The 12,544-nt window shown below is 59.0% G+C and carries 11 protein-coding genes; 7 read left to right on the forward strand and 4 right to left on the reverse strand.

Annotation, left to right across the window (positions count from 1 at the left end; all coding sequences use genetic code 11):
• Nucleotides 1-167: 167 nt before the first annotated feature.
• Nucleotides 168-902: an ABC transporter permease gene (locus ACIROW_RS13475; protein ID WP_402276298.1), complete on the forward strand. Its 735-nt coding sequence runs from the start codon at nt 168-170 to the stop codon at nt 900-902.
• The gene (locus ACIROW_RS13480) at nt 899-1,642 is read left to right on the forward strand and encodes an ATP-binding cassette domain-containing protein (RefSeq protein ID WP_402276300.1); all 744 of its coding nucleotides are present in this window, start codon (nt 899-901) and stop codon (nt 1,640-1,642) included. Before ACIROW_RS13475 ends, ACIROW_RS13480 begins: the two co-directional genes overlap by 4 nt.
• Nucleotides 1,643-1,730: 88 nt before the next feature.
• On the opposite strand, the gene leuA is transcribed toward ACIROW_RS13480, so the two are convergent.
• A complete protein-coding gene (gene leuA, locus ACIROW_RS13485; RefSeq protein WP_402276303.1) occupies nt 1,731-3,434 on the reverse strand; it encodes a 2-isopropylmalate synthase in 1,704 nt (567 codons plus the stop codon).
• Nucleotides 3,435-3,526: 92 nt separating this feature from the next.
• The gene (locus ACIROW_RS13490) at nt 3,527-3,649 is read right to left on the reverse strand and encodes a hypothetical protein (protein WP_402276305.1); all 123 of its coding nucleotides are present in this window, start codon (nt 3,647-3,649) and stop codon (nt 3,527-3,529) included.
• A gap of 384 nt (nt 3,650-4,033) precedes the next feature.
• On the opposite strand from ACIROW_RS13490, the gene ACIROW_RS13495 reads away from it, so the two are divergent.
• The 4 genes from ACIROW_RS13495 to ACIROW_RS13510 are packed head-to-tail and all read left to right on the forward strand — an operon-like array spanning nt 4,034 to nt 7,695.
• Complete coding sequence (locus ACIROW_RS13495; RefSeq protein ID WP_402276307.1) at nt 4,034-4,702, forward strand: paraquat-inducible protein A; 669 nt, start codon at nt 4,034-4,036, stop codon at nt 4,700-4,702.
• Nucleotides 4,699-5,439 carry a paraquat-inducible protein A gene (locus ACIROW_RS13500; RefSeq protein WP_402276309.1) on the forward strand — a complete coding sequence of 247 codons (741 nt, stop codon included), beginning with the start codon at nt 4,699-4,701 and terminating at the stop codon, nt 5,437-5,439. Before ACIROW_RS13495 ends, ACIROW_RS13500 begins: the two co-directional genes overlap by 4 nt.
• Complete coding sequence (locus ACIROW_RS13505) at nt 5,432-7,069, forward strand: intermembrane transport protein PqiB (RefSeq protein ID WP_402276311.1); 1,638 nt, start codon at nt 5,432-5,434, stop codon at nt 7,067-7,069. The genes ACIROW_RS13500 and ACIROW_RS13505 overlap by 8 nt, the downstream gene beginning before the upstream one ends.
• A complete protein-coding gene (locus ACIROW_RS13510) occupies nt 7,069-7,695 on the forward strand; it encodes a membrane integrity-associated transporter subunit PqiC (RefSeq protein ID WP_402276314.1) in 627 nt (208 codons plus the stop codon). Before ACIROW_RS13505 ends, ACIROW_RS13510 begins: the two co-directional genes overlap by 1 nt.
• A gap of 109 nt (nt 7,696-7,804) precedes the next feature.
• Here ACIROW_RS13510 and ACIROW_RS13515 read toward each other — a convergent pair whose 3' ends face one another.
• Together ACIROW_RS13515 and fabI are read right to left on the reverse strand one after the other, a co-directional pair.
• Complete coding sequence (locus tag ACIROW_RS13515) at nt 7,805-9,247, reverse strand: DEAD/DEAH box helicase (protein ID WP_402276316.1); 1,443 nt, start codon at nt 9,245-9,247, stop codon at nt 7,805-7,807.
• Between the two features lie 408 nt (nt 9,248-9,655).
• The gene (gene fabI / locus ACIROW_RS13520; protein WP_016833260.1) at nt 9,656-10,438 is read right to left on the reverse strand and encodes an enoyl-ACP reductase FabI; all 783 of its coding nucleotides are present in this window, start codon (nt 10,436-10,438) and stop codon (nt 9,656-9,658) included.
• A 276-nt stretch (nt 10,439-10,714) separates the two neighbouring features.
• Between fabI and ACIROW_RS13525 the strand changes: the two genes are divergently transcribed.
• Nucleotides 10,715-12,532, forward strand: coding sequence for an extracellular solute-binding protein (locus ACIROW_RS13525; RefSeq protein ID WP_402276319.1), 1,818 nt, complete (start codon nt 10,715-10,717; stop codon nt 12,530-12,532).
• Nucleotides 12,533-12,544 lie beyond the last annotated feature (12 nt).

The raw sequence follows: 12,544 nt of genomic DNA on the forward strand, positions 1-12,544 counted from the left end.
GCGTTTTTTTTGCCTGGTAATTCCGATTCAAGTATCTCCTGAATTCTAAAAGATTAATTGTAATTATGATAATTTTCACTAAAGTGAACTGGTAGTTGATCTGGCAGTTGCTGCTGCAGCAACGTGGATGATCTATTTCGCCAAGTTTTTTTCGCGCCTATTAAAAAATGCTCGCTACCTTAAAACTCAGTCTTATTCTAATCAGAGAACAATGCCGCGAGCCTGTAGGTATTTTCTGGGCCCTGATCGCGCCGGCAGGCTTCTTCTGTTTTGCCAATTGGTCGGATCGAAATATCTTTTTAGAAGAGGGCGGGGCATTCTTGCTTCGTGCAGGTTGGCATCTGGCCTATATCGGATTAATGACAGCGCTCTTCGGCTTTGGCTTGTACCTGATAGGGCGACGGGAAAGCGGATTTATCCGAACATTCGCCTACGCCAGCCGTTCGCGGATGCAGTTTATCGGCGCGCAATTTCTGGCATCTTTGACGCTGTCAATTCTCTACGGCTTGTTCTTTATGCTCGTCACGAGTCTGGCTTTTCAGCCGAATATAAGTAGCGCGCCGTTATTCGCCCTATTGATCCGTTTCATATGTACGACGATGATCCTGATGGTTGGATGTGTGACATTCAGTGCACTGCCGTTGACGTTTCAAACGGCAAGCAGCCTGATGTCAATTTTGTCTATGCCGCTCATCATGCTGGGACTGGCTTCGACGAGGACCGATGCAGTGGCGCTGCATTGGATCAACTTCGTTAACCCCTATTTTGTTGCCGGAGAATTCATCAGTGGTGGTGTGACGGACTTTTCAGTGGCCCCAATATTGCATTTCGTTCTGTTGCTGGCGTTGGGTATCTATGGTTTGTTGTGTTTCAAGATAAATCCTATATGGAGTCGATATTGAACTCGAATTCAGGAATTAACGTTATTGAGGCGACGCTGAGGTATAAGGACAAGATAGTTTTAGAAGGGGCTAAGTTGCGGGCGGAGCCTGGAGAGATTGTGGGTTTGCTGGGCTCAAACGGTGCAGGGAAAAGCAGCTTCTTCGATATTCTCTGCGGAATAAATCCTACCGCCACGCTGAGAACTGAAAAAGCATTGAGTCCGGGGCAATGCATATATTTGTCCCAAGCCATTACGACGCCGGCTGCACTGAAAATGCATGAAATCGCGGAAATGATTGAGTTGATGTCAGGCGTTATTGACAAGACTGCGATAAAGGCGAGGAGGGATGAACTGATTGGGGAGCACAAAAAATCTCGGTTTGATGAAATCGGTGCATTGCGTTCGGGCGTTTGCAGTTACGGTGAAAAACGCTGGTATATCGCGATGTGCCTGCTGGCCATTGACCGGGATGTTTACATACTGGATGAGCCCACTAGCGGAGTTGATCCTGAATATCGGTTCTACATCTGGCAAGCAATTTCGACGTTGAAAAAATGCCAGAAAACGATTCTGGTTTCTTCTCATTTGGTAAGCGAGATCGCTGACAACTGTGATTATTTTTATTTTCTCGTGAATGGTGAGTTTACAAAGTATCGCGACGGCGCCGATTTTTCGTCAACCTTTGATTGTGATTCACTCGATGCCGCCTTCATTCGTGCGGCGCAGGGCATCAATCCGAAGACGCCCTCTTTCGCTTGAGGGCGACACGCTGCATATTAAAGAAATTCAGAGACGTAAAAAAGCCGCCGGTTGGATAAACCGGCGGCTTTTTTTGCGTGATCCCGAATCAGGCTGCTTTCGCTTTTGGCGAAGAAGACTGGTTGGCGCTCTGGTCGATCGCGATCTGGCGATTGACGGCGCTGAGGACGGCCTTGAACGAGGCGGTGACGATGTTGGCGTCGATGCCCACGCCGAAGCCGGTTGGCGCTTCGTTCAGGCGCAGTTCGATGTAGCTGGCGGCTTGCGCGTTGGCGCCTGCGCCGATGGCGTGTTCGTGGAAATCCATCAGCTTGATGTCCAGGCCCAGCGCATTGACGAAGGCGTCGATCGGACCGTTGCCGGTGCCGCGCACGGTGGTCTTTTCGCCGTTGCGCTCAATGTCGACTTCGATCTTGATCGATTCTTCATGCGAGGTGTCTTCCGACATGCGATGCGCGCGGTAGACGTACGGTGCGCTGCGGTCCAGGTACTCGGTCTTGAAGATCGTGTAGATGTCGGTGGCGACGATTTCCTTGCCGCTGGCGTCGGCTTCGCGCTGGATGGCGCGGCTGAACTCGATCTGCAGGCGACGCGGCAGGGCCAAGCCGTATTCCTGTTCCAGCAGGTAAGCCATGCCGCCCTTGCCGGACTGGCTGTTGACGCGGATTACGGCGTCGTAGCTGCGGCCCAGGTCGGCCGGGTCGATCGGCAGGTAAGGCACTTCCCAGATGGCGTCGGCTTGCTGCTTGGCGAAACCCTTCTTGATCGCGTCCTGGTGCGAGCCGGAGAAGGCCGTGAAGACCAGGTCGCCGACGTAAGGATGGCGCGGGTGGACCGGGATCTGGTTGCACTCTTCGACGCACTGACGCACGGTGTCGATATCGGAGAAGTCCAGGCCTGGGTTGACGCCTTGGGTGTACAGGTTCAGGGCCAGCGTGACCAGGTCGACGTTGCCGGTGCGCTCGCCGTTGCCGAACAGGCAGCCTTCGACGCGGTCAGCGCCTGCCATGACGGCCAGTTCGGCGGAGGCGACGGCGGTGCCGCGGTCGTTATGCGGGTGCACCGAGATGATGGAGGACGAGCGGTATTTCAGGTTGCGGCACATCCATTCGATCTGGTCGGCGTAGACGTTCGGGGTGCTGCATTCGACGGTCGACGGCAGATTGAGGATGACCTTGCGTTCCGGCGTCGCTCCCCAGGTTTCGCAGACGGCGTCGCAGATTTCTTTGGAGAAGTCGAGTTCGGTGGTGCTGAAGGACTCCGGCGAATATTCATAGCGCCATTGAGTTTCCGGACGGGCGTCGGTCAATTCCTTGACCAGCTGGGTGCCGGTGACGGCGATGTTCTTGATTTCGTCGCGCGACATGTTGAAGACGATCTTGCGGAATGCCGGCGCGACCGAGTTGTACAGGTGGACGATGGCTTGCTTGGCGCCGGCCAGCGAATCGATGGTGCGACGGATCAGTTCTTCGCGCGACTGTGTCAGCACGATGATGGTGACGTCGTCGGGGATGCGGTTTTCTTCGATCAGCTTGCGCACGAAATCGAAATCGGTTTGCGAGGCTGAAGGGAAGCCGACTTCGATTTCCTTCAGGCCGATTTGCAGGAGCATTTCAAAGAAGCGCAGCTTGCGTTCCGGACTCATCGGCTCGATCAGCGCCTGGTTGCCGTCGCGCAGGTCGGTGCTCATCCAGATCGGCGGCTTGGAAATGAACTGATTGGGCCAGGTGCGATCAGATAACGGGATCGTCGGGAATGCGCGGTATTTTGCTGCCGGGTTGCTTAACATCATGGTGGAACCTCTTTAATTGGTCACTGCTGAACAGAGAAACGTAACTGGGGAAATCATCTGATGTGGCTGGAAGTAGGGCCGCCTGACTGCCACTAACGCAAGGCCAGGCGACCGATCGGTAGTTTTAGCAGCAAGCGCGCCGGCGCACGTGCAACGACCATCGCAGCGATCAATTCGCCGGAAATCAGGAATGCAGTGATGGACGTGAAATGCATGGACGGCTTTTCAGGAAAAATTTACAACTTTTTAATTGTGCCGCCATGTGTGCCTGAAGACCCATTTCGGATGCTTTTCAGACCATGACCAGCGAGGAAACTGCAAAAACCAGGGGAGAAACTTGGATCAGCGCGAAGCTGGTAGTAGCGTCACTAGTAGCAACGCTAGCAGGGCGCCAGCGAAGTGCGATAGTGTCAGGGAGAATTGTGTTGCGGAGTTCATCTGGTCACTTTAGAAGATTGCCGTTTGAATTGTCAAGCTTTATCTGCCCGATCAGGCCCAATATCCCCGGAAAGCGAGCCGATCCGGTCATTTTTTGTTGTTAGAATCCAAGTTTGCCTAATTAACCAATAAGTCATCAATTTGAACCTCTCTCCCTCTCCATGCAAGAGCGCCCCGACCTGATCGTTTGCGAAGAGTGCGATGCCGTCCATCGCCGGCCGGTGCTCGCGCATGCCGAGGTCGCCCGCTGCCTGCGCTGCGGCGCCGAGCTGGAGCGCGACACCGGCAGCCGCCTGGAGCGCTTGCTGCCGCTGACGGTGGCGAGCCTGATCATGTTCGTGATCGCCAACAGTTTCCCTATCGTGCAGATCGAGTTGCAGGGCCTGACCAGCGAAACGACCCTGTTCGGCGCGGTGATGGTGCTCAACGGCGAGGGCATGTCGCTGGTGGCGATGCTGGTGCTGTCCACCACGATCCTGTTCCCGCTGATGCAAATGCTGGTGCTGCTCTATCTGTTGCTGCCGTCTGCGCCTGTTGTGAATGACGCGAATGATGTACACGGCGCGCATGATGGTCGCCGTCCCGGTGTGAAGATATTGCTGCGCCTGATGCAGGTGGTGCGCCCCTGGGGCATGGTCGAGGTGTTCCTGCTTGGCGTGCTGGTGGCGCTGGTGAAGCTTTCCAATATGGCGGCCGTGGTGCCGGGCGTCGCCTTATGGGCGTTCGGTGCGCTGACCATCCTGCTGACCGTGGTGGTGTCGTTCAACCCGCGTTACCTGTGGCGCATCCTGGTCAGCGAACGCCGCAACAGCGGGGAGCCGATTGCATGAGCGCGGGCATGCACAACACCGGCGTCGACGGCATCGACCGCGCCTCGCATCCGATTGCGGCCGCACCCCGGCTCGACAGCGCCATCGGCACCGATATTTTCCCCTGCCACCATTGCGGCACGGTCTGGGAGGGCGCGCAACAGGACGAACAATGCGGCGTCTGCCATGCGCCGCTGCACCGGCGCCGCATCGACAGCCTCAACCGCACGTGGGCGTTTCTGATCGCCGCCTGCATCATGTACATCCCGGCCAATCTGATGCCGGTGATGATCACCTCGACGCTGCTCGACGAGCAGCGCGACACCATCATGAGCGGCATCGTCTATTTCTGGGCGTCGGGTTCATGGGAGCTGGCCATCGTGGTGTTCGTCGCCAGTTTCATGGTGCCGCTGTTCAAGCTGGTGGCGCTGATCATCCTGACCGTCAGCGCGCGTCGCCGCAGCAGCTGGCAGCGCCTGCAGCGCGCCAAGCTGTACCGCGTGGTGGAAACCATCGGCCGCTGGTCGATGCTGGACGTCTTTGTGGTGTCGCTGCTGACCGGACTGGTGCAGATAGAAGGATTCGCGAAGATCACCGCCGGCATCGGTGTGGCGGCGTTCGGCTCGGTGGTGGTGTTTACCATGCTGGCGTCGCTGAGCTTCGACCCGCGCCTGATCTGGGATGAGCTCGATCCGGAATCCGAACAAGCCGAACCTGCCGCAGATAAAGAGCAACAAGAAAAGGATAGCAATGACTGAACCGACGACGCCGACATCGGCACCATCGCAGCCGAACCGGCCGGAACCCAAACGCGAGCGCAAGCGTAACTGGCTGCCGTCGCTGGTTTGGCTTATCCCCATCGTTGCCGCCGTGGTCGGCTTGACGCTGGTGGCCAAGATCCTGGTCGAACGCGGCCCGATCATCACTATCAGTTTCGTCTCGGCCGAAGGCCTCGAAGCCGGCAAGACCAAAGTCAAGTACAAGGACGTCGACATCGGCCAGGTACAGTCGATCACGCTCAGCAAGGATCGCTCGCACGTCATCACCACCGTGCAGCTGACCAAGGAAGCGGAAAGCTTTACTGCCGACGACACCCGCTTTTGGGTGGTGCGTCCGCGCGTGGCGGCGTCGGGCATTTCCGGCTTGAACACCTTGTTGTCGGGCGCTTACATCGGCGCCGACGCCGGCAAGTCGGAAGAAACCAAGAAGGAATTCGCCGGTCTGGAACAACCCCCGATCATTACGCGCGACACGTCGGGCAAGCAGTTCGTGCTGCATGCCGCCGACCTCGGCTCGGTCGATATTGGCTCGCCGGTGTTCTACCGCCGCATCAAGGTAGGCCAGGTCGCTGCCTATGACCTTGACCAGGATGGCCGCGGCGTGACGTTGCGCATTTTCGTCAATGCCCCTTACGACAAGTTCGTCGGCATCAGTTCGCGCTTCTGGCACGCCAGCGGCTTCGACATGCAGATCAACGCCAGCGGCTTCAAGCTGCACACGCAATCGCTGGCGACGGTGGTGCTCGGCGGTATCGCGTTCAAGAGCATCGACGATCTCGACTCGCCGGCCCCCGCCAAGGAAAACACCAGCTTCCGCCTGGCCGAAGACGAAGCGGCGGCGATGAAGGAACCGGACGGCCGCTCGCAAACCGTGCTGCTGTACTTCAACCAGTCCTTGCGCGGCCTCGAGCCGGGCGCGGTGGTGGACTTCCGCGGCGTGGTGCTGGGCGAGGTCAAGTCCATCGGCATTGAATACGACGACAAGACCCGGGAGTTCTTGATGCCGGTGGTGGTGCAGCTGTATCCGGATCGCCTCGGCCGCAAGTTCAACGAGCAGCAGGAGTCGCGTTATACGCCGCGTCAGCGCCTGAAGTATCTGGTCTCGCGCGGCCTGCGGGCGCAGCTGCGCAGCGGCAGCCTGTTGACCGGGCAGGTGTATGTGGCGCTGGACTTCTTCCCGAACGCGGCGCCGGCGCAGATCGATATCGAGAGGACGCCGCTGGTGTTCCCGACGATCCCGAACAGCCTCGACGAGATCCAGAACCAGATTGGCGACATTACGCGCAAGCTCAGCAAGGTGCCGTTCGACAAGATCGGCGACGACCTGCGCAAGACGCTGGCGACGCTCAACCGCACCCTGACAGGTGCCGAGCAGACCATGAACAAGATCAACAACGACGTCGCACCGGAAATCACCGCCGCCATGCGCGATGCGCGCAAGACGCTCAGCGCCGCCGAACGGACGTTGTCCGAGGACGCACCGTTGCAGCAGGACGTGCGTCAGACCATGCAGGAGCTGTCGCGTGCAGCGGCATCAATTCGCGTGCTGACCGATTATTTGCAGCAACATCCCGAATCGCTGATTCGCGGCAAGCAGGAGGATAAATAATGCAGCGCAGTTTCACTCTCATCTCGTTGGCAACATCGGCAACAGCAGCGATGCTGCTGAGCGCCTGCGCATCGGCGCCGACGCGTTTCTATACGCTGGCCGATACCGCGGCGCCGACAGCAGCAGCGGCCGCATCGATCGCGACCGGCCAGACCTTCATCGAGGTCGCCCCGGTCAGCGTGCCGGAACGCCTGGCGCGACCGCAAATCGTGGTGCGCACCGACGCCACGCGCGTGGATATTTTGGAGCAGGATCGCTGGTCGGCGCCGTTCAACAATGAGTTGCGCGACGCGCTGGCGAGTGGTGTGGCCAACCGGCTCGGCGCGGTCGATGTGACGCGCGGCGGCCGCCCCAACAACCAACCGGTCTATCGCATCGTGGTCGAATTGCGCCAGCTCGACGCGGTGAAGGGTGGCAAGGTCGACGCCACGTTTGGCTGGACCATCACGCGCAGCGACAACAGCAGCAGTGCAGTGTGCCGTTTGAGCGTGGTAGAGCCGGCGTCAGGGCTTGGTGTTGACGGCGTAGTGCAGGGCATGCAACGCGCGGTGGGCAATGCCGCCGACGCCATCGCCGCCGACGTGACGGCATTGCGTGCAGGGAAGACTGGTGTCTGCAGCCGCTAGCACTGCGCAGTTTTACCTTGCCGAAAATGACAAAGGCCGCTTCATCGAAGCGGCCTTTTGTTTTGCTGCACCGGCAAACATCACCGGTACGGTCAGTCTTTAATGCAGATCAGCGATCGCCGTACGAGCGACGTGCGCCGCCGTCGGAAGAACGTGCGCCAGTACCCTTGTAGCCGCCACCGCCGCCTTCTTTGCGTGGACCGCCGCTGCCGGCCGGTTTGCCGCCGAAGCTGCGACCACCGCCATTGCCATTGCCGCTACCGGCAGGACGAGCAGGACCGCTGCGGTTGTCGCCTGGACGCCAGCCGCCCGGCTTGCGCGCGGCGCGTGCAGGTGCTGCTGTCTTCTTCGGCTCGTAGCCTTCAACGACGTCCACCGGGATCGGTTGCTTGGTGAAGCGCTCGATACGTTTGACGTGCATGCCTTCTGCGTGATTGACCAGCGAGACGGCAACGCCGTTACGGCCGGCACGACCGGTACGGCCGATACGGTGAACGTAGTCTTCCGGGAATTTCGGCAGATCGTAGTTGAACACGTGGGTGATACCCGGCACGTCGATGCCGCGCGCGGCGACGTCGGTTGCCACCAGCACACGCACCTGGCCGCGGCGCATACCGTCCAGAGTGCGGTTACGTGCGCCCTGGTGCATGTCGCCATGCAAAGCGGCGGCAGCGAAACCGGCGATGTTGAGGCGGTCGGCGATGGTGTCGGCGTCACGTTTGGTGGCGGTGAACACAACCGCCTGGTCCATGGTGACGTCGCGCAGCAGGAAGTCGAGCAGGCGATTCTTGTGCGACAGGTCGTCGACGAAGTGAACGCGCTGGGCGATGTTTTCATGCTTGGTAGCGGAACCGGCGATCTGGATGATCTGCGGTGCATTGGTGATGCGCTTGGCCATGTTGCCGACGACGCCGTCCAGCGTTGCCGAGAACAGCATGGTTTGGCGAGTCGCCGGTGTCGCGGCGACGATCTTTTCGATGTCTTCGATGAAGCCCATGTCCAGCATGCGGTCGGCTTCGTCCAGAACCAGGATTTCCAGTTCGGAGAAATCGATCTTGCCCGAATCCATATGGTCGATCAGACGGCCAGGTGTCGCCACCAGGATTTCAGGATTGCGCGACAGCAATTGCATCTGCTTCGGATAAGGCATGCCGCCCAGGATCGACACGGCCTTCAGACGGCGCATGTGGGCGCAGTACTTGTCGGTCGCGGTGGTCACTTGCAGGGCCAGCTCGCGGGTCGGGGTCAGCACCAGCATCTTCGGCTGGGCAGGGCGGAAACGTGGACGGTCGCCGCGCGCCTTGGCGGCTTGGGCTTCCTGGTTAGGCGTCTTGGCGCCGGGAGCGGCAGGCGGCATCGAGGCGAACTTGTGCAGCGCCGGCAGCATGAACGCTGCGGTCTTGCCCGAGCCGGTCTGCGACGACACCAGCAGATCCTTGCCGGCGATGGCCGCAGGGATAGCCTGTTCCTGGACCGCAGTCGGCGCGGTGTAGCCGGAGTCGGTCAAGGCTTTGATGATCGATGGGTGCAGGCCTAGTGATTCAAAAGTCATGTTTTCTTTCGTTTAGTATGAGCGCCAGACAAATGCTATGCAGCGCAACGATTGCGTCGGTTTGAACGAACGCAACGAGCGCACAGCAAAAGCGGTGAACGCAAAAAAGCAACGCCAACCAACGAAATGACTATGAAAAACAAAGAAATTTCGGCACAAAAGCTTTGCGCCGGGACGGTGTCGCTTAGAAAATAAGGACACTCAAGGCGGGAGGGCTTTTACTACGTACTGTCGACTGTCTAGCGCGACAATTAGGGCTTGCGAAGCTACGGAGTAATCCGGTAGGCCGGATCACGGTTTGTACGTCGTATTGCAACGCACAAACCGGATCATACAGGAAAATGTCGAAGTTGGCACTAGGACTTGTTCGGAGATTTGCTTCGAACAAGTCCTGAACTTTAATGCGTCTTACTCCGAAATACCGCCGACAACACGCGAGAAGCCGCCGTCCACGTAGGTGATCTCGCCGGTAATGCCGCCCGCCAGGTCCGACAGCAGGAAGGCCGATGCATTGCCAACGTCCTCGATAGTTACGTTGCGGCGCAACGGAGCGTGATCGGAGACGAAGCCGAGGATCTTGCCGAAGCCCTTGATGCCGCTGGCCGCCAGGGTCTTGATCGGTCCGGCGGAAACGCCGTTGACGCGGACGCCCTTGGGACCCAGCGATTCGGCCAGATAGCGCACGCTGGCTTCCAGCGACGCCTTGGCCAGGCCCATGGTGTTGTAGTTCGGGACGACACGCTCGGAGCCGAGGTAAGTCAGTGTCAGCAGCGCCGAGTTCTGACGCAGCAGCGGCAGGGCAGCCTTGGCCATGGCCGGGAAGCTGTAGGCCGAGATGTCGTGGGCAATCTTGAAGCCTTCGCGCGAGAAGCCTTCCAGGAAGTCGCCGGCAATCGCATCGGCCGGCGCATAGCCGATCGCGTGCACCAAGCCGTCGAGCTGATCCCAGGACTTGCCGAGATCGGCGAACAGGGCGTTGATCTGCTCATCGCTGCCGACGTCGCAATCAAAAATCAGCTTGGTGTCGAATTCTTCCGCGAACTTGGTGATGCGGTCCTTGAAACGCTCGCCGACATAGGTGAACGCCAGTTCCGCGCCTTCGCGCTTGCACGCTTGGGCGATGCCGTAGGCGATGGAACGATTCGATAACAAACCTGTGATCAGGATTTTTTTGCCTTGCAGAAATGCCATGTTGACTCCGAGTGATTCGCCGTACAGCGGCAGCAGGCTGAAAGCCGCGCCGGAACAGGCGAAATAAGGGGGATTCCGGTTCTATGCAGTATATTTGCGCTTGAACTGGGCAAGATTGTAGGGGCTTGCGACGGCGGGGGCAACTTCTGGCGTTTTTGCGGTCTCCCGTTATTGCCATTGTGTAAAAATTTATTCTGTAAAATGGTCGAATTGCTTTCAAATAGCGCATAAAGCACATCACTTTCAGGAACCAGAAATTCGACATGACAAGTACGCATGCGTAAATTCACCCTCTCCACATTGCTTCTGAGCTGCGCGGCAACACTCGGATTCAGCGGCCCGGCCTTCGCCGACCACGCCTTCTCGCTGTACGACACTCCCAAGTATCCCGCCGGCTTCACCCACTTCGATTACTTCAACCCTGACGCCCCCAAACGCGGCACGCTGTACCTGGCCAATCCGGACCGCCGCACCAGCTTCGACAAGTTCAATCCGTTCTCGCTCAAGGGCGTGGCGGCGGCGGGCGTGTCGACGCTGATGTTTGAAACCCTGGCAATAGGTTCCTCCGATGAAGTCGCCACAATGTACGGCCTGCTGGCCGACGACATGACGCTGGCGCCGGACCGCATGGCGATGACTTTCCATTTGAATCCGAAGGCTCGCTTCAACAACGGCGATCCGGTCACCGCGGCCGACGTCAAGTATTCCTACGACACGCTACTGGCCAAGGGCGCGCCGCAGTTCAAGTCGATGTTCGCCGACGTCAAGCAATGCGTCGTGGTCGACGCGCAGACCGTGCGCTTCGAATTCAAGACCAGGAACCACGAGCTGCCGCTGATCGTCGGCGGCGTGCCGGTGTTTTCCAAAAAATGGGCGGCCGGCACTGCCTTCGACAACATCCAGCTGACGCCGCCGATCACCAGCGGCCCGTATCTGATCGATACCTACGACGTCGGCCGCAACATCACCTACAAGCGCAATCCCGCCTACTGGGGCACGGACATCCCGACGCGCAAGGGCAGCTTCAATTTCGAACGCATCGCCTATCGTTTCTACAAGGACGACGTCGCGCGGCTGGAAGCCTTCAAGGCCGGCGAGTTCGACGTAGTGGTGGAGTACAGCGCCAAGAACTGGGTGCGCAACTACAACGGTCCCAAATTTGTCAGCGGTGAAATCGTCAAGCGTGAACTCAAGCATTCCAACGGCGCCGGCATGCAGGGTTTCGTCATGAACCTGCGGCGCGACCAGTTCAAGGATGCACGCGTGCGCCAGGCGCTGGGACTTGCGCTCGACTACGAGTGGATGAACCGGCAATTGTTCTATGGTCAGTACACCCGCATCTATTCCTTCTTCAACAACAGCGCGCTCGCCGCCACCGGCGTGCCGGAAGGCGACGAGCTCAAATTGCTGGAGTCGATCCGCGCGTCCGGCACGAAGATCGATCCGGCCGTCTTCGGCCCGGCACCGGTGCCACCCAACACCAATCCGCCCGGCTCGCTGCGCGCCAACCTGCTGCAGGCGCGTGAGCTGCTGCGTCAGGCCGGCTGGGAATATCGCGACGGCGCCTTACGCAACGCCAAGGGTGAAGTGTTCGCGTTCGAGGTCCTGGATGATCAGTCGGCGCTGTCGCGCGTGATCAGCATCTACGTCCGCAATCTGCAAAAGCTGGGCATCCAGGTGACGCAGCGCACCGCCGATTTCGCCCTGGTAGCCAAGCGCATGGACGAGTTCGACTACGACATGACCAGCATCCGCTTCCCCGATGTCAGCAGCCCCGGCAACGAAATGTTCGACATGTTCGGCTCCAGGGCGGCCGACGAAAAAGGCTCCAACAATGTCTGGGGCCTGAAGGACAAGGCCGTCGACAAGCTGGTCGAGGCGCTGGTCGCCGCCGAAACGCGCAAGGACCTGGTCGCGGCCGCACGCGGGCTGGACCGCGTCTTGCTGCACAAATACATCGTGGTGCCGCAGTGGTATTCGTCAACGCACCGCGTGGCCTATCGTAACCGTTTCGGCATTCCCGCCGTGGCGCCGCTGTACTACCAGGCTGATCCTTACGTGATCTCGAGCTGGTGGGAAGTGTCGCCGAAATGAATGTCGTGATTA

Source organism: Herbaspirillum sp. NPDC101397 (assembly GCF_044767325.1).
GTDB lineage: Bacteria > Pseudomonadota > Gammaproteobacteria > Burkholderiales > Burkholderiaceae_D > Herbaspirillum.